Source organism: Allorhizobium sp. NPDC080224, from assembly GCF_050281005.1.
Lineage (GTDB): Bacteria > Pseudomonadota > Alphaproteobacteria > Rhizobiales > Rhizobiaceae > Allorhizobium.
In genome coordinates this window covers 103,101-119,637 of record NZ_JBNNWJ010000002.1, presented here as the reverse complement: position 1 = coordinate 119,637, position 16,537 = coordinate 103,101, and the positions used below count along the sequence as shown (strand labels likewise).

The window sequence follows — 16,537 nt, the reverse complement described above, 5'->3', positions numbered from 1 at the left end:
ACCATGGCCCTCGGCTTCATTAAGAAAGTCTTCACCTTCGGCAAGGAGAAGCCGGCAGAAACGCCTGCAGCGCCAGCGGAGTTGACGGCCGAGGAGAAGGCCGCGATTTTGGCGGAAAGCGAGCCGAAGGGTCGGTTGGAAGACTTACCCCTGGCCGAGGATCCGGTTCTCGCGGAAGAGATGGAAACAGCCGGCGGTCCTTCCGACGATCTTTCGCCTGAAGACCTGACCATGGTGCCGCTCGAATTGCTCGAGGCGGAAGCCGAAGAAGACCTTGGCGCGGACCCGCAGGAGGCCGCAGCACTTCCAGAGACGATGGAGACGGAAGACGAACATGTAGCGGCGATCATCTCTGCTGCACCTGCGCCCGTCGTCCCCGTTCTGCCCAGAGGTTTCGCCGCAGCTGAAGCGAGAGCTCCGGAGCCCGAGGCCCCTGCCCCGACGGAAAAACTGAGCTGGTTTCAGCGCCTGACGGCAGGCCTCTTCCGCACTTCCTCGCAGCTGACTGGCCAGATCACAGCGCTATTCACCAAGCGCAAACTGGATGACGAGACGCTGGAGGAACTGGAAGACCTGCTGATCCAGGCCGACCTCGGCGTCGAAACGGCGCTCCGCGTCACCGACACGCTGGCCTCCGAGCGCTATGGCAAGGACGTGACCGGCGAGGACGTGACCAAGATCATGGCGACAGAGATCGTCAAGGTGCTGAAGCCGGTCGCCAAGCCGCTCGCTCTCGATCTGAACCACAAGCCGCATATCATTCTCGTCGTTGGTGTCAACGGCACGGGCAAGACGACGACCATCGGCAAGCTCGCCGCCAAGCTTTCGGGCTCGGGTCTGAAGGTGATGCTCGCGGCCGGCGATACCTTCCGTGCGGCGGCGATCGAACAGCTGAAGATCTGGGCCGACCGCACCGGCTCGACCTTCATCGGTACCAAGCTTGGCGCGGATGCCGCAGGCCTGGCCTATGAAGCCTTCGAGCGCGCCAAGGCGGAGAAATCCGACGTGCTGATCATCGACACCGCCGGCCGCCTGCAGAACAAGGCCGAACTGATGGCGGAACTGGAAAAGATCGTCCGCGTTCTCGGCAAGCTGGATCCGGATGCCCCCCATACCGTGCTGCAGACGCTCGATGCGACGACGGGCCAGAATGCCCTGCAACAGGTCGAAATCTTCCGTAACATTGCGGGCGTCAACGGCCTGATCATGACCAAACTCGACGGCACGGCGCGCGGCGGCATCCTTGTTGCCATCGCAGCCAAGCACAAGCTGCCCGTCTATTTCATCGGCGTCGGCGAAGGCATCGACGACCTCGAACCCTTCGAGGCGGAAGACTTCGCCAGTGCCATCGCCGGCATCGCGCGCTGAGCGCCGGAAACATTAGGAAACGACACCATGTCGGATACATCCACCGATACCCACGCCTCCAAGGCCGAAAAGCAGAATCCTCTGCTGAAGATGGTGCTCGAGCTCGGGCCGCTCCTGATCTTCTTCTTTGGCAACCTGCGCGGCGAATGGCTGGCGAAAACCTTTCCGGAGCTCAGCGCCATCGGCGGACCTCTCCTGATTGCAACGGCCCTCTTCATGGTCGCAACGGTCATCTCGCTGATCATTTCGAAGATCGTCTTCAAGCACCTGCCGGTGATGCCCTTCGTCTCCGGCATCGTCGTTCTGGTCTTCGGCGGATTGTCGATCTGGCTGCAGGATGAAACCTTCATCAAGATGAAGCCGACCATCGTCAACACGCTCTTCGGCGTGGTCCTGCTTGGCGGGCTCGCCTTCGGCACCTCGCTTCTGGGCTACGTCTTCAACGCCGCCTTCCAGCTCGACGCAGAAGGCTGGCGGAAGCTGACATTCCGCTGGGGCATCTTCTTCCTCTTCCTCGCAGTGTTGAATGAAGTCGTCTGGCGGAATTTCTCGGATGATGTCTGGGTTAGCTTCAAGGTCTGGGGCACCATGCCGATCACCATCCTCTTTACGCTCGCCCAGATGCCGCTGATCATGAAGCACTCGCTGGAAGAGAAGGAAGCGGAATGACCGATTCGACCAGCCAAACGGAGGGGAACTCGACGACGCGTTTCTGGCTGGCCGTGACCTTCGTCATCATCCTCGTTCAGGTTGTCTCCCAGTATCTGATGGGGCGGCTTTGGATCTGCGAATGCGGCTATGTGAAGCTCTTCGAAGCGGGCGTGAACACGCCCGGCAATTCGCAGCACCTCTTCGACTGGTACACGCCATCGCACATCATCCACGGCTTTCTGTTCTATGGCCTGGGTTGGTTGGTGATGCGCGACAAGCCAATCACCGCGAAGCTTGCGCTTGCCGCCCTGATCGAGGCAGGCTGGGAGATCCTGGAAAACTCGCCAATCGTGATCGACCGCTACCGGACGGCTACCATGGCGGTCGGCTATAGCGGCGACAGCATTCTGAATTCCGGGATGGACATGGTCGCGATGATCGCCGGTTTCTTCTTTGCGGCGCGCGCACCGATCTGGCTGACGGCAGTGCTCACGATCGGTTTTGAAATCCTGACGGCCATCATCATCAGAGACAACCTGACGCTCAATGTCGTCATGCTGGTTTGGCCGATCGAGGCTGTAAAGACCTGGCAGGGAGCGCTCTGACCGAGGAGGCTCAGCTGCCGGCCAGGGCCTTTTCGATCGCCGGCATCAGCTGCGTTTGAAAACTCTCCGGATCGAAGGGGCCGACCTTCTTGTAGAGGATCATGCCATCGGGTCCCACGAGATAGCTTTCCGGAATACCATAGACGCCCCAATCGATGGCAGCCTTGCCATTTGGATCAACCCCGATCGCATCGTAGGGATTGCCGAGTTCACCAAGGAACCTGAGCGCGTTGTCGTTGCGATCCTTGTAGTTGATGCCAACCACATTGACGCGCGGATCCTTGGAGAGCTCGAGCAGCATAGGATGCTCCTGCCGGCAGGGCACGCACCAGGAGGCAAACACATTGACCAGCGTCAGCTTGCCGGAAATGGCGGCCGTGGTCAGTGCGGGGAGCTCGGAGCCCTCAAGGGCAACAAGGTCGAGCATAGGAGCCTTTGTCCCAATTAGCGCCGACGGGATCTCCGATACGTCGCGACCGGATTGGAGCTGGGTCATGAAGACCGCAGCCAGACCGGCAAAAAGGACGAGCGGCAAGGCGGCAATGAAGTAACGCCCACGCCCCTTGGAACCGGCTAATTCGGTTTCGCTGCGCTCGGTCATGCCGACGTGTCCTGTCCGGCAGGGGCCGAACGGCGGCGAATGCCCTGTCCTTCCAATGCTTTCAGTTCCGCCTGCCGCGCCCGACCGTCGAGATAGATCCAGACAGCCAGGCTGAGACAGATGGCGGCTGTCAGTACATAAGATCCAATGACGTAGAAGGCGTGTGTCATGCCTGATGCTCCCGGCCAGCCTGACGGGCTGCCATGCGGCGCTGTGCGCCGACACGGCGGCGCCAGATCTCGTTGCGCATCGCCATCAGATGGAGCGTGAAGAAGAGGAGGGTGAAGGCCAGAGCCATGACGAGGAGCGGCCAGAGAAACTCGGGGTGAATGGTCGGACCATCAAGGCGCATGACGCTGGCCGGCTGGTGCAGCGTGTTCCACCAGTCGACCGAGAACTTGATGATCGGGATGTTGACGAAGCCGACCAGGATCAGGACGGCGCTGACGCGCGCAGCCTTGGACGGATCATCCATGGAGCGATTGAGCGCAATTAGGCCTAGATACATCAGGAACAGCACGAAGACTGACGTGAGGCGCGCATCCCAGACCCACCAGGTGCCCCACATGGGCTTGCCCCAGAGCGAACCGGTGACGAGAGCAATCAGGGTGAAGGCCGCCCCGAGCGGGGCTGCCGCCTTGTGACTGACATCCGCCAGCGGATGACGCCAGACCAGCGTGCCGATCGCCGAGATCGCCATCACGGAGTAACACATCATCGAGAGCCAGGCGGCAGGCACATGCACATACATGATGCGCACGGTATCGCCCTGCTGGTAGTCCGTCTCGGACGTGAAACCAAGGGAAAGCCCCACGACAAAGAGGAGCGCGGTGATGCCCACGAACCACGGCAGGGCCCGCTCGACAAAAGCGAGGAATCGCGTCGGGTTGGCGAGATCGATGATCTTGGTCAGGGCGAGGCTATTGTCGGTCATGCCTTGTTCTAGCCTGTCTCAGCCGGCCCTGCAATTGATCCTGGTCAAGCCGAATTGTCTCAATCGCCGGAACTGCGCAAGGCCGCGGCCGCACCCACGGGACCGATCACGGCAAAGAGAAGCGTGATGGCCGAGAGGAACATGAAGGGCGGCAGGAAGGGCGCAGGATCCTCGACCGCCGCATAGGAGGCACTGACCCCGAAAATCAGCACGGGGACGGCGAGCGGCAACACGAGAATGGAGACCAGCAGACCGCCGCGGGGCAGGGCGACGGCCACCGCCGCCCCGGCCGCACCGATGAAGGTGATGGCCGGCGATCCGACCAGCAGCGTCAGCATCACGGCGCCGATGGCAACCTCATCCATGTTCATGAACAGACCGAGCAGCGGCGAGGCGATCACGAGCGGCAGACCGGTGGCGACCCAATGCGCCAGACATTTGACGAGCACTGTAAGCACGAGCGGTGTTTCCTGCATCAGCAGGATGTCGAGCGACCCGTCGTCGCGCTCGGCCTGGAACAGCCGATCGAGGCCGAGCAGGGCAGAGAGCAGGGCCCCAATCCAGACGATGGCAGGTCCGATCCGCGAGAGGAGATTTAGATCAGGCCCGACGCCGAACGGGATGACGGCAACCACCGTGGTGAAGAAAAGCACGCCGATCATCGCGCCGCCGCCGGCACGGACGGAGAGTTTCAGATCCCGGAGAAACAGCGCCATCATGCGGAATACTCCAGTTCGACGCCATCGAAGCCGAGCATCTCCAGCGTCTGGGCTCCATCCATCCCGAGCGGCTGATGGGTTGCGGCAAGCGCGATACCGCCTGACTGACGGTGCCGGCGCACGAGCTCTTCGAACATCGCGTCCGCCTTGCGGTCGAGCGCGGCCGTCGGCTCGTCGAGGATCCAGACCGGGCGATGCGCGACAAGAAGCCGCGCCATGGCGAAGCGCCGCTGCTGTCCGGCAGAAAGATAGCCATACGGAAGATGCGTGATGCCGGAAAGATCGACGGCAGCGGCTGCCTCCTCGACGCTGAGCCCCGCTCCGCCACCGATATCGCCAAGAAAGGATTTCCAGAAGGCGAGGTTCTCGGCGACCGTCAGCTCGCGTTTCATCCCGTTTCGATGGCCGAGGTAATGGCTGAATTCTCCGGCTGGCCGGGCCTCTCCGTCCGCGTCGGAGACACAGACCGCCCGGCCTGTCTCCGGACGAAGCAGTCCGGCAATGACGCGCAGAAGCGTCGATTTCCCGGAGCCGTTTCGGCCCGTCAGAACCATCGCTTCTCCTGGAGCCAACTTAAAGGAAACATTAACGAAAATCAGATCCTCGCCACGGCGCGCTGAGAGATTTTCGGCTTCGAGCCTGATCATGGTCGCCTTCTGGCAGGATGAGGCCTGCCTCATAAAAAATTCCGTTTTCGTCCTTCGTCGGTCTGGCGCCTTTCTTAGAAATTATCTATAAGACCTGCAACCACGCCAGCGGCCGGCGTGAAGTTCATCCTTGTGCCGAACTTGAATATCGCGAGGAGCGGTTTTCACGTGCGGACAGCGGAAATGGTCGTACCCGCATCCTGATGTGCATGAAGTGCATAGGCGTCCGCACGATTGTGTTGGCTATCAGAATATGCGGGGTTCTATCCGTGGCTAAATCTCTCGACAGTTTCAATTGCCGGTCGGTCCTGACCGTCGACGGCAAGGACTATGTCTACTACAGCATCCCGAAGGCCGAAGCGAACGGTCTTGCCGGTGTATCGAAGCTCCCTTACTCGATGAAGGTGCTTCTCGAGAACCTTCTCCGCAACGAGGATGGCCGCTCGGTCACCAAGAAGGACATCCAGGCCGTCGCCGAATGGCTTGTAAACAAGGGCCTGACCGAGGCGGAAATCGCCTACCGCCCGGCCCGCGTGCTGATGCAGGACTTCACCGGCGTTCCCGCCGTCGTTGACCTCGCCGCCATGCGCGACGCCATGGTCAATCTCGGTGGTGATCCGGAGAAGATCAACCCGCTGGTTCCCGTCGACCTCGTCATCGACCACTCTGTCATCGTCGACGAATTCGGTACGCCGACGGCCTTTGCCCGCAACGTCGAGCTCGAATACGAGCGCAATGGCGAGCGCTACCGCTTCCTAAAGTGGGGCCAGCAGGCGTTCAAGAACTTCCGCGTCGTTCCCCCGGGCACCGGCATCTGTCACCAGGTCAATCTGGAATACCTCGGCCAGACCGTCTGGACCAAGGATGAGGACGGCGAAACCACGGCTTATCCGGACACCTGCGTCGGCACGGACAGCCACACCACGATGATCAACGGTCTTGGCGTTCTCGGCTGGGGCGTTGGTGGTATCGAAGCCGAAGCCGCCATGCTCGGCCAGCCCGTCTCCATGCTGCTGCCGGAAGTCATCGGCTTCAAGCTGACAGGCAAGGTGAAGGAAGGCGTGACCGCGACCGACCTCGTTCTGACCGTGGTGCAGATGCTGCGCAAGAAGGGCGTTGTCTCCAAGTTCGTCGAATTCTTTGGCCCCGGCCTTGATTCGATGTCGCTCGCAGACCGCGCCACGATCGGCAACATGGGTCCGGAATACGGCGCCACCTGCGGCTTCTTCCCGGTTGACGGCGAAACCATCAACTACCTGACCATGTCGGGCCGCACCAAGGACCGTATTGCCCTGGTTGAAGCCTATTCCAAGGCTCAAGGCATGTGGCGCGATGGCGACGGTTCGGACCTCGTCTTCACCGACACGCTCGAACTCGACCTCGGCGACGTCGTGCCGTCCATGGCGGGCCCGAAGCGTCCGGAAGGCCGTCTGCCGCTCGAAACCATTGCTCCGAACTTCGCAACGGCTCTCGAAGGCGATTACAAGAAGCCCGGCCAGCTCTCTAACCGTTATGCGGTTGAAGGCACCGATTTCGACCTCGGCCATGGCGATGTGGCGATTGCCGCTATCACCTCCTGCACCAACACCTCGAACCCGAGCGTGCTGATTGCGGCCGGCCTTCTCGCCCGCAACGCCGTTGCCAAGGGCCTGAAGTCCAAGCCGTGGGTGAAGACCTCGCTGGCACCTGGGTCTCAGGTCGTTGGCGAATATCTCGCCAAGTCTGGCCTTCAGACGTCGCTTGATGCGCTCGGCTTCAACCTCGTCGGCTTCGGTTGCACGACCTGCATCGGCAACTCCGGCCCGCTGCCGGCGCCGATCTCCAAGACGATCAACGACAAGGGCCTGATCACAGCGGGCGTGCTCTCTGGCAACCGCAACTTCGAGGGCCGCATCTCGCCGGACGTACAGGCAAACTACCTGGCATCGCCGCCGCTGGTCGTCGCCTACGCACTCGCCGGCACCGTCCAGAAGGACCTGACCACCGAGCCGCTCGGCGAAGACCAGAACGGCAACCCTGTGTTCCTCAAGGACATCTGGCCGACCTCGCACGAGATCCAGGAATTCATCCTGAAATACGTCACGCGCGAACTCTACGAATCGAAGTATGCCGACGTGTTCAAGGGCGACGAAAACTGGCAGGCCGTTCAGGTTCCTGCCGGTCAGACCTATGCCTGGGACGACAAGTCGACCTATGTGCAGAACCCGCCTTACTTCGTCGGCATGGGCAAGACCGGCTCGGGCCTGAAGGACATCAAGGGCGCCCGTGTCCTCGGTCTCTTCGGCGACAAGATCACCACCGACCACATCTCTCCGGCCGGTTCGATCAAGGCAGCGTCTCCGGCAGGTGCCTACCTGACCGACAACGGCGTCGCTGTGGCGGACTTCAACCAGTACGGCACGCGCCGTGGCAACCATGAAGTCATGATGCGCGGCACCTTCGCCAACATCCGCATCCGCAACCACATGCTCGGCCCGAACGGCAAGGAAGGTGGCTACACGGTCCACTATCCGTCCAAGGAAGAGCTGTCGATCTACGATGCGGCCATGATGTACAAGGAAGAGGGCGTTCCGCTCGTCATCTTCGCAGGTGTCGAATACGGTAACGGTTCGTCGCGTGACTGGGCGGCCAAGGGCACCAACCTGCTCGGCGTCAAGGCCGTGATCGCGCAGTCCTTCGAGCGTATCCACCGTTCGAACCTCGTCGGCATGGGCGTCGTGCCCTTCACCTTCGAGGACGGCACCACCTGGGCCTCGCTCAACCTCAAGGGCGACGAGATCGTCACGATCGAGGGCCTGGAAGGCGACATCAAGCCGCGCGAGAAGAAGATCGCCAAGATCACCTACTCCGACGGCACCGTGAAGGACGTACCGCTGCTCTGCCGCATCGATACGCTCGACGAAGTCACCTACATGAACAATGGTGGCATCCTGCAGACCGTTCTGCGCGATCTCGCCGCCTGATCCGTCTAAGGCACAAGACCATGAGAGGCCGTCGGGAAACCGGCGGCCTTTTCTTTTGCATCAGCACGCTCGGCCGGTGCCGAAAGTTTCACCCCATCGTGACTTCCCGCATGGCGCTCTTGGCGCTATCAGTGCTGCACTCAAGTGAAGGCATCTCGATAGCATGCGGCACAAGAACTCTGACAAGACAACGGCATGGGTCACGGCATGGGCGATGGTGGCCTTGGCTGTCTCAAGCCTGTTCCTCTTTCCGGGGCAAAGCACGGCCGAGGAATTTTTCGAGCCGAAGGGTGTCGTCGAACTCTTCACCTCGCAGGGCTGTCGCTCCTGCCCGCCCGCCGATCGCGCCTTTGAGAAACTCGTGCGCCAAGGCGAGGTCGTGGCACTCTCCTATCACGTCGATTACTGGAATTATCTCGGTTGGGCCGATACCCTTGCCACGCCCGAGAACACCGAGCGGCAATATGCCTATGCCAAGGCCTTTGGCCGAAGCGGCGTCTACACGCCCCAGGCGGTTCTCAACGGTCGAGAACACCTGAAGGGCACTGATGCTACCGATATCGACCGCCGTCTTCAGAGGCTCCAGTCGGCCGGCAAGGGTCTCGTCGTGCCCATCCGCGCGTCGCGCCATGACGACCAACTATCCATCTCCGTGGGTGCTGGCCATGGCAAGGCCAACGTCGTGGTCGTCTATTTCCGCCAGCATCAGACGGTCGAGGTCCTCAAGGGTGAAAACACCGGGCAGAACCTCGATTACTGGCACAGCGTGACGGATGTGCAGACCGTCGGCATGTGGGACGGCAAGGCTCTGGACCTCACGCTGCCCGCCAAACGCATGGGCGACGACAAGAGCGACGGCTGCGCTATCCTACTGCAGGCAGCGGATGAGAAAGGAAACCCATCTCACATCGTCGGTGCGACGATGATGATGGTGAAGCCGAAGACTCTGTAAGGGAAAAGAACCTGGTGTGGTCCGGCCCAGAAGCATTGGGGGGCTGGGGGTAAGGGGTCAATGCGCCAGACCGGACCGTTTGGCGCACCGCGCCAACCAAGTTAGTTATATACTATCGCAAAAAGCGGCGCAGGTATGTTCAAATTTGGGCAGCCGCACGTTTATCTGATTTGACGCGTGACAACGGTCACACACGATCGCCAAAAGTTGAAACGAAAAAAGCCCGTCCGGCAGGCGGACGGGCTTCTGATGCAATTGCCGTGGTCTCGACTTAGCCCTGCAGGGCGTCGTAGGCCGCAACGCTTCTGACGGCACGCTCGCCAATCAGCTTGGCATCGTCGCCCGGCTTGTACAGGCTGGAGCCGAGGCCGAACGCACGAACGCCGACTTTCCAGTAATCGGCGAAGTTGGCATCGGAGACACCACCAACAGCACCGATCGGCAGGTTCGGTGGCAGGATCGCCTTGATGGCCGAAATGCCGCCTGGTCCGAGCACGCTTGCCGGGAAGAACTTCAGCGCTGCAGCGCCAGACTTGGCGGCAAGAAGCGCTTCGGTCGGCGTGAAGACGCCCGGCATTGCCACCATGCCATGGGCGACGGCACGCCTGATGACGTCGGGTTCGACATTCGGCGTCACGAGCAGATTTCCGCCGACGTCATGAAGCCGATCGACCTGGGCAACCTCGAGAACGGTGCCGGCACCGATCAGAACGTTTGCGGGCGCGCGCTTGCGCGCCTTCTCGATCGAGACGAACGGGTCAGGCGAGTTCAGGGGAACTTCGATCGCTTCGAAGCCAGCTTCGATGAGGACATCGACGGTTGCCTCGATCTCGGTCGGCTTGATGCCGCGCAGGATGGCAACGAGGTTGCGGCGAAGGGCGGGCCAGGCAACGGAGGCGGTCATCGTTCAGTCCTTGAATTCATGATCGAAAAGCGAAAGCGCGGAGGCAAGCAGGCCACGGCGCACCAGCAGGCCGCCATCAAGCAGGACAGGCTCACCGCCGGCCTTGGTGATAGCGCGCGCATAAAGACGCGTCAGCTTTCCCGTGCCGATCAAATAGGCCTTTCCGTGGCGCAGAAGGTCTTCTCGGATGGCAGCGATCTCGGCACCGATGAGCAGGCCGGAAAGACGAGCTGCCGGATTGACCTTTGCCCCTTGGCCCGCAAGCAGGCTTTCGGCACGGATTGAGAACAGCACGGATGTCAGAGCAAACCCGGGCTGCAGCGCCTGATCGACGGCAGCGTCGAAAATGTCGGGATCCGCCTCCGTATCCCCATCTTCAGGAACGGACAGCCGCAGGATCGATTGCCGGCTAATCAGATTAAACAACTCACCGGTCATGACCGTCGAGAAGCGCCTGACCTGACCACCCTCGACCAAGGCCCATTTGGAATGTGTACCAGGCAGGCAGAACAGAGCGTTATCCAGGCCCTGCTCCAGCGCGCCGGCCAATTGCGTTTCCTCGCCGCGCATGACGTCAAAGGCGCCACCTTCGCGCTGGCAGACACCCGGAAGGATATAGACCGGGCGGTTGACGCCCTCGGGCTGGACGGCATGCTGGAAGAGGCCCACCAAAGGCGCTGGCGTTTCCACATAGGGTGCTTCGCGCCAGCCAGTGCGTGCTCCCGCCATACCAGCGACGACGACCGGTAGATCTGCAGGCGCGCCAAGCGCCGACAGGTGTCCCTCCAGCACCGCGGGATAGGCAGCCTTCTCCAGGCTGCCCATTCCCTCGGGCGACTGTCGTTCACCGATCACCGCACCCTGGCTGTCGACGAGCCAGATACGCAGGTTGCTGGTGCCCCAATCGACGAGCGCGGCAAACGGTGATCCAGTCACGTCGGCTCCTTAAGCCAGATCGATCGGCAGCAGGGCCGCCGGGATGTCCTGGTAGCAGACCGGCCGCAGGAAGCGGCGGATCGAGAGCGTACCGACAGAAGTCGCACCGAAGTTCGTGGACGCCGGATAGGGGCCACCATGAACCATGGAATCGGCCACTTCGACACCCGTCGGGAAACCGTTGGCGAGCACGCGGCCAGCCTTGCGCTCCAGGATTGGCATCAAACGCTTGCCAAGCGCTTCATCACCGGCGTCTACATGCAGAGATGCCGTCAACTGGCCGGAAAGGCTGCGGGCCATGGCGACCATTTCGTCTTCGCTTTCCGCGATGACAACAAGGCCGAGCGGGCCGAAGACTTCTTCGCCGAGCACGTGATTGTCGAGCCAGTCCTTGGCGGTGGTCTGGAACAGGTACGGTGTCGCGTTGCGCAGGTCGCAGGTAGATGTCAGCACCGAGCGCACGCCCTCGGTACCGGCGATACGTGTGGCACCGTCACGATAGGCCTTGGCGATGCCGTCGGTCAGCATGGTCTGCGGTCCGACACCCGAAAGGGCCTCGGTTGCGGTCTCGACAAACTTGTCGGCATCGGCGCCCTTCAGCAGCACAACGATACCAGGGTTCGTGCAGAACTGGCCGGCACCCATGGTCAGCGAACCGACCCAACCCTTGGCGATGGCTTCGCCACGGTTGGCAATCGCCTTCGGCAGCATGAACATCGGGTTGACCGAGCCGAGCTCGCCGAAGAACGGGATCGGTTCAGGGCGCTGGGCGCAGAGATCGAAGAGCGCGCGACCACCACCGAGCGAACCGGTAAATCCGACAGCCTTGATCAGCGGATGCTGGACCAGGGCCTGACCGACATCGCGGCTGCCGCCATGCACGAGCGAGAAGACGCCCGGGTGCACGCCGCAGCGCTTAATCGCGGCATCAATGGCGGACGCCACGATTTCACCCGTGCCCGGATGGGCATCATGCGCCTTGACGACAACGGGGCAGCCGGCAGCGAGGGCCGCTGCCGTGTCACCACCGGCCGTCGAGAAGGCGAGCGGGAAGTTCGAGGCGCCGAAGACGGCAACCGGGCCGATTGGGCGCTGGACCATCTGAAGGTCCGGACGCGGAAGCGGCTTGCGGTCGGGCAGGGCTTCGTCGTGACGACGATCGAGATAATCGCCCTTGCGGATATGCGCCGCGAACAGGCGAAGCTGGCCGACAGTACGACCGCGCTCACCGATCAGCCGGGCTTCCGGCAGGCCGGTTTCCTGGGAGCCGATCTCGGTGATCGCATCGCCACGCGCATCGATTTCTTCTGCGATGGCATCCAGGAAAGCGGCACGCTCTTCGCGCGTCGAATAGGCATAGGTTTCGAAGGCCTCTTCAGCGGCCTTGACCGCCTGATCGACCAGGGCAGGCGTGCCCTTCGAGAAGGTGTGGGAGGAGCCCGTGGCAGGCGACGAGGCGAAGGTGTCCGTGCTGGCAATCCAGTTGCCGGCGATCAGGTGTTTTCCAGTCGGTGTATAGGCCATGGGTCGGGCCTCCTTTTCTTCTCAGTCTTCGAAGTGAGCGACGACTTTTCGTTCCCCGCAGAGGAATGAATCCGCCACGATACGCAGCGGCTGATAGTCGGTGTCGCTCTGGCGGGAGCGCATGAGGTGGGCAAAGCGTTCGTAGATTCCCGCATATTCGCGGTCCGGGCCGGACGCCTGTTCCTTACCCCCGATATAGAGTTCCGAGCCGCCCTTTGAAAGGCGCAACTCGCCGGCATTCGTCTGGACTGTGATGTCCCACGTCTGCGGGCCTTCCTGTCGCCAGTCGAATTCGGCCGTAACAGGCGCGCCTTCGACGGTCCGCATGGCGATGGAAGCGGCGATCGGCTGCTTCTTGTTTTCCGGGAACTCCAGAGTGGATTTTTCCACCATGATGTGGCCGGGCACGATCTCCGTCAGGATGGAGAGTGCATTGATACCCGGATCGAAGACGCCGAAGCCGCCCGGCTCCCAGATCCAGGCCTGGCCGGGATGCCAGCGACGCACGTCTTCCTTCCAGACGATCGAGACCGACTGGATGACCTTGTCCGCAAGCCATTGCTTGGCAGGCTCGACACCGAGCGCAAAGCGTGAATGCCAGGTGGCAAACAGCGTCACGCCGGCCTTGGCAGCGAGCTCCGAAAGAGCCTCGGCTTCGCCAAGTGTCGTTGCAGGCGGCTTTTCCATCAGCACATGGCGACCAGCTGCAATCGCAGCCGTTGCCATGTCGAAGCGGACCTCGGGCGGCGTGCAAAGCGACACGACCTTGATGTCAGGGCGCGCTGCGAGGAACTCGTCGAAATCCGTGAAGTTCTCCGCACCCTCGACCTTGCCGTGACGGCTCACGCCGACGGCAACGACGAAGTCATTGCCGCCTGCGATCGACGGGATGTGCTGGTCGCGGGCGATCTTGCCGATGCCGACGAGCGCGAGCGGGATACGTTCTGCCATGGTGAGATCCCTCAGTGTGCATCCTTGCCGACCGGCGAGCCGCGGCAGCCCTTCAGGAAGTCGAAGTCGGCACCGGTATCGGCACCCTCGACGTGATCATGGAAGAGCTTGGCATAACCGCTTGCTGGCGGTTCGACCGGCGGACGCCATTCGGCGAGACGGCGCTGCATTTCCTCGTCGGAGATATCGAGATGCACGCGACGGGCTTCGACGTCGACTTCGATGAAGTCGCCGTTCTTGACGATCGCGAGCGGCCCACCACGCGCCGCTTCCGGCGACGTGTGCAGGAGCACGGTGCCATAGGCGGTGCCGGACATGCGCGCATCGGAGATGCGGACCATGTCAGTGATCCCCTTGCGCAGTACCTTCGGCGGAAGGCCCATATTGCCCACTTCCGCCATGCCCGGATAACCGCGCGGACCACAGTATTTGAGGACCATGACGCAGGTCTCGTCGATGTCGAGCGCCTCGTCGTTGATCTTCGCCTTGTAGTCGTCGATGTCTTCGAAGACCACGGCGCGGCCGCGATGCTTCATCAGATGCGGAGAGGCGGCCGACGGCTTCAGCACGCAGCCCTTCGGCGCGAGGTTGCCGCGCAGGACGACGATACCGCCCTGCTGGGTGAGCGCCTTGTCGACCGGCAGGATAACGTCCTCGTTCCAGTTGCGAACGTCCTTCACCTCGTCCCAGATGCTTTCGCCGGAAACCGTCAGTGCGTCCTTGTGCAGCTTTCCGGCCTCGCCGAGCATCTTGATGACGACAGGCAGACCGCCCGCATAGAAGAACTCTTCCATCAGGTATTTGCCCGACGGCATGAGGTTGACGATCGTCGGGATGTCGCGGCCGAGGCGATCCCAGTCATCGAGCGTGATATCGACGCCGACGCGGCCGGCCATCGCCAGAATATGCACGACGGCATTGGTCGAGCCGCCGATGGCGCCATTGACGCGGATCGCGTTCTCGAAGGCTTCCTTCGTCATGATGTCCGAGGGCTTGAGGTCGTCCTTGACCATCTGCACGATGCGACGGCCCGAAAGCTGCGCCATCACCTTGCGGCGGCTGTCGACGGCCGGGATCGCGGCGTTTCCGGAGAGCGCCATGCCGAGGGCTTCAACCATCGACGCCATCGTCGAGGCTGTGCCCATGGTGTTGCAGGTGCCGCTCGAGCGCGACATCGAGGCTTCCGCTTCAACGAACTCCTCCTGGGTCATCTCGCCAGCCTTCACGGCTTCGGAGAACTTCCACAGATGCGTGCCGGAACCGACGCGTTCGCCGCGGAAATAGCCGTTCAGCATCGGACCGCCGGTGACGACGATCGATGGCAGATCGGTCGAGGCAGCGGCCATCACCAGCGACGGGGTGGTCTTGTCGCAACCGACGAGCAGCACGGCACCGTCGATCGGCTGACCGCGCATGGCTTCTTCGACGGCGAGGGCCGCGAGGTTGCGGTACATCATCGCGGTAGGGCGGAAGGTGTTTTCGGACGCCGAGAACACCGGGATCTCGACCGGGAAGCCGCCGGCCTCCCAGACGCCGGCCTTCACCTTTTCGGCCAGTTCGCGCAGATGGCCGTTGCAGGGAGTAAGGTCGGACCAGGTGTTGAGGATGCCGATGACGGGACGGCCGTCGAACAGGTCATGCGGGTGACCCTGGTTCTTCATCCAGCCACGATGATAGATCGTGTCGCGGGACGTGCCCCCGTACCAGTGCTGCGATCTCAGTTGGCGCGGCCAGGCCGCCGGTTTGAACTTGCTCATGGCTATCGTCCTGTCTCTGTTGAATGGGCGGGCCGGATGACCGATCCGCTCAGAGCATCTTGACCTTGACGGTCTCTGCAGCAGCCTTTGCGAGGCGATTGCGCAGCGGAAGACCGAATTGCGGGGACTCGATTTCGAACACGTCGCCTTCCTGCGTCACGAATCCATCAGCCACGGACAGTGTTGCCGTGCCGTACATGTGAACGTGAAGGTCGCCGGGCTGGCAGAACAGCGCATACTTGAAGTGGTGATATTCAAGGTTCGCGATCGTGTGAGACATGTTCGCCTCGCCCGAAAGGAAGGGCTTTTCCCACACTGTCTTGCCGCCACGCAGGATGCGCGAGGTGCCTTCGACGTGATCGGGAAGGGCGCCGACACGAAGCTCCGGACCGAAGGAGGCCGGACGCAGCTTGGAATGGGCCAGGAAGAGATAGTTGATCTTCTCGGTCACGTGGTCGGAGAATTCGTTGGCAACGGAGAAGCCGAGGCGATGCGCCGTGCCGTCTTCGCCGATGATATAATAGCCGGCCATTTCCGGTTCTTCACCACCATCGAGAGCGAAGGACGGCGACACGAGATCGTCACCGGGTGCGACGGCGTTGAAGCCGTTGCCCTTGTAGAACCACTCGGGCTGAACACCGGTTTCGCCGGGCTTCGGCTTGCCGCCTTCCAGGCCCATGCGGAACATCTTCATCGAGTCGCTCATGCCGGCGGTGTCCGCATGCATGTTGTCTCGCGCGGATGCCGAGCCCGTATGGGTGAGACCCGTACCGGTCAGGTACATGTGGGCCGGATCGGGATGGCGGACCGGGCAGTCGAGCTTGCCTTCGGCGGCGAGCGCGACGAGGTCGACAGTGTCGCCTTGGCCCTGCTGTTCGATCAGGGCTGCAACGGTGGTCCCGGCGGCAATCGCCGCCTTGGCCAGTTCGTAGGTGGAGTTAAATCCTGGGACAAGGCGCGCAGCCTCACCCTGGCGGCAAATGATGCCGCCAGCCTTCAATTGCGAGAGAAACATAAGCCTATCC

The 16,537-nt window shown here is 62.0% G+C and carries 16 protein-coding genes; 5 read left to right on the top strand and 11 right to left on the bottom strand.

Annotation, left to right across the window (positions count from 1 at the left end; all coding sequences use genetic code 11):
* Positions 1-3: 3 nt before the first annotated feature.
* The 3 genes from ftsY to ACQKP1_RS18870 are packed head-to-tail and all read left to right on the top strand — an operon-like array spanning position 4 to position 2,624.
* A complete protein-coding gene (gene ftsY, locus ACQKP1_RS18880; RefSeq protein ID WP_427276558.1) occupies positions 4-1,368 on the top strand; it encodes a signal recognition particle-docking protein FtsY in 1,365 nt (454 codons plus the stop codon).
* A gap of 27 nt (positions 1,369-1,395) precedes the next feature.
* Positions 1,396-2,037: a septation protein A gene (locus ACQKP1_RS18875; RefSeq protein WP_427276557.1), complete on the top strand. Its 642-nt coding sequence runs from the start codon at positions 1,396-1,398 to the stop codon at positions 2,035-2,037.
* Positions 2,034-2,624: a DUF2585 domain-containing protein gene (locus tag ACQKP1_RS18870; RefSeq protein WP_427276556.1), complete on the top strand. Its 591-nt coding sequence runs from the start codon at positions 2,034-2,036 to the stop codon at positions 2,622-2,624. Before ACQKP1_RS18875 ends, ACQKP1_RS18870 begins: the two co-directional genes overlap by 4 nt.
* A gap of 10 nt (positions 2,625-2,634) precedes the next feature.
* On the opposite strand, the gene ACQKP1_RS18865 is transcribed toward ACQKP1_RS18870, so the two are convergent.
* From ACQKP1_RS18865 to ccmA, 5 genes are read right to left on the bottom strand one after another with little or no spacing between them, the layout of a single operon-like run.
* Entirely contained in the window at positions 2,635-3,225 is a 591-nt protein-coding gene (locus ACQKP1_RS18865) for a DsbE family thiol:disulfide interchange protein (protein WP_427276555.1), read from the bottom strand.
* Positions 3,222-3,395: a heme exporter protein CcmD gene (gene ccmD, locus ACQKP1_RS18860; RefSeq protein ID WP_427276554.1), complete on the bottom strand. Its 174-nt coding sequence runs from the start codon at positions 3,393-3,395 to the stop codon at positions 3,222-3,224. Before ccmD ends, ACQKP1_RS18865 begins: the two co-directional genes overlap by 4 nt.
* Entirely contained in the window at positions 3,392-4,159 is a 768-nt protein-coding gene (locus ACQKP1_RS18855) for a heme ABC transporter permease (protein WP_427276553.1), read from the bottom strand. The genes ccmD and ACQKP1_RS18855 overlap by 4 nt, the downstream gene beginning before the upstream one ends.
* A gap of 59 nt (positions 4,160-4,218) precedes the next feature.
* A complete protein-coding gene (ccmB, locus tag ACQKP1_RS18850; RefSeq protein ID WP_054150054.1) occupies positions 4,219-4,878 on the bottom strand; it encodes a heme exporter protein CcmB in 660 nt (219 codons plus the stop codon).
* The gene (gene ccmA, locus ACQKP1_RS18845; protein WP_427276800.1) at positions 4,875-5,522 is read right to left on the bottom strand and encodes a heme ABC exporter ATP-binding protein CcmA; all 648 of its coding nucleotides are present in this window, start codon (positions 5,520-5,522) and stop codon (positions 4,875-4,877) included. Before ccmA ends, ccmB begins: the two co-directional genes overlap by 4 nt.
* A gap of 272 nt (positions 5,523-5,794) precedes the next feature.
* Between ccmA and acnA the strand changes: the two genes are divergently transcribed.
* A complete protein-coding gene (gene acnA / locus ACQKP1_RS18840; RefSeq protein ID WP_427276552.1) occupies positions 5,795-8,488 on the top strand; it encodes an aconitate hydratase AcnA in 2,694 nt (897 codons plus the stop codon).
* A 163-nt stretch (positions 8,489-8,651) separates the two neighbouring features.
* Positions 8,652-9,440: a DUF1223 domain-containing protein gene (locus ACQKP1_RS18835; RefSeq protein ID WP_427276551.1), complete on the top strand. Its 789-nt coding sequence runs from the start codon at positions 8,652-8,654 to the stop codon at positions 9,438-9,440.
* A gap of 271 nt (positions 9,441-9,711) precedes the next feature.
* Here ACQKP1_RS18835 and ACQKP1_RS18830 read toward each other — a convergent pair whose 3' ends face one another.
* Genes ACQKP1_RS18830 through araD1 form a run of 6 tightly spaced genes read right to left on the bottom strand, consistent with a single transcriptional unit; the run spans position 9,712 to position 16,527 of the window.
* The gene (locus tag ACQKP1_RS18830; protein WP_427276550.1) at positions 9,712-10,344 is read right to left on the bottom strand and encodes a 2-dehydro-3-deoxy-6-phosphogalactonate aldolase; all 633 of its coding nucleotides are present in this window, start codon (positions 10,342-10,344) and stop codon (positions 9,712-9,714) included.
* Positions 10,345-10,347: 3 nt separating this feature from the next.
* Positions 10,348-11,280 (bottom strand): 2-dehydro-3-deoxygalactonokinase, encoded by a 933-nt coding sequence (locus tag ACQKP1_RS18825; RefSeq protein WP_203018702.1) that lies wholly within the window; start codon positions 11,278-11,280, stop codon positions 10,348-10,350.
* Positions 11,281-11,289: 9 nt separating this feature from the next.
* Positions 11,290-12,804, bottom strand: coding sequence for an aldehyde dehydrogenase (NADP(+)) (locus ACQKP1_RS18820; RefSeq protein ID WP_203018704.1), 1,515 nt, complete (start codon positions 12,802-12,804; stop codon positions 11,290-11,292).
* Positions 12,805-12,825: 21 nt separating this feature from the next.
* Positions 12,826-13,755 carry a Gfo/Idh/MocA family protein gene (locus ACQKP1_RS18815; protein WP_427276549.1) on the bottom strand — a complete coding sequence of 310 codons (930 nt, stop codon included), beginning with the start codon at positions 13,753-13,755 and terminating at the stop codon, positions 12,826-12,828.
* Positions 13,756-13,766: 11 nt separating this feature from the next.
* Positions 13,767-15,512 (bottom strand): L-arabinonate dehydratase, encoded by a 1,746-nt coding sequence (araD, locus tag ACQKP1_RS18810; RefSeq protein ID WP_427276548.1) that lies wholly within the window; start codon positions 15,510-15,512, stop codon positions 13,767-13,769.
* Between the two features lie 49 nt (positions 15,513-15,561).
* The gene (araD1, locus tag ACQKP1_RS18805) at positions 15,562-16,527 is read right to left on the bottom strand and encodes an AraD1 family protein (RefSeq protein WP_427276547.1); all 966 of its coding nucleotides are present in this window, start codon (positions 16,525-16,527) and stop codon (positions 15,562-15,564) included.
* Positions 16,528-16,537 lie beyond the last annotated feature (10 nt).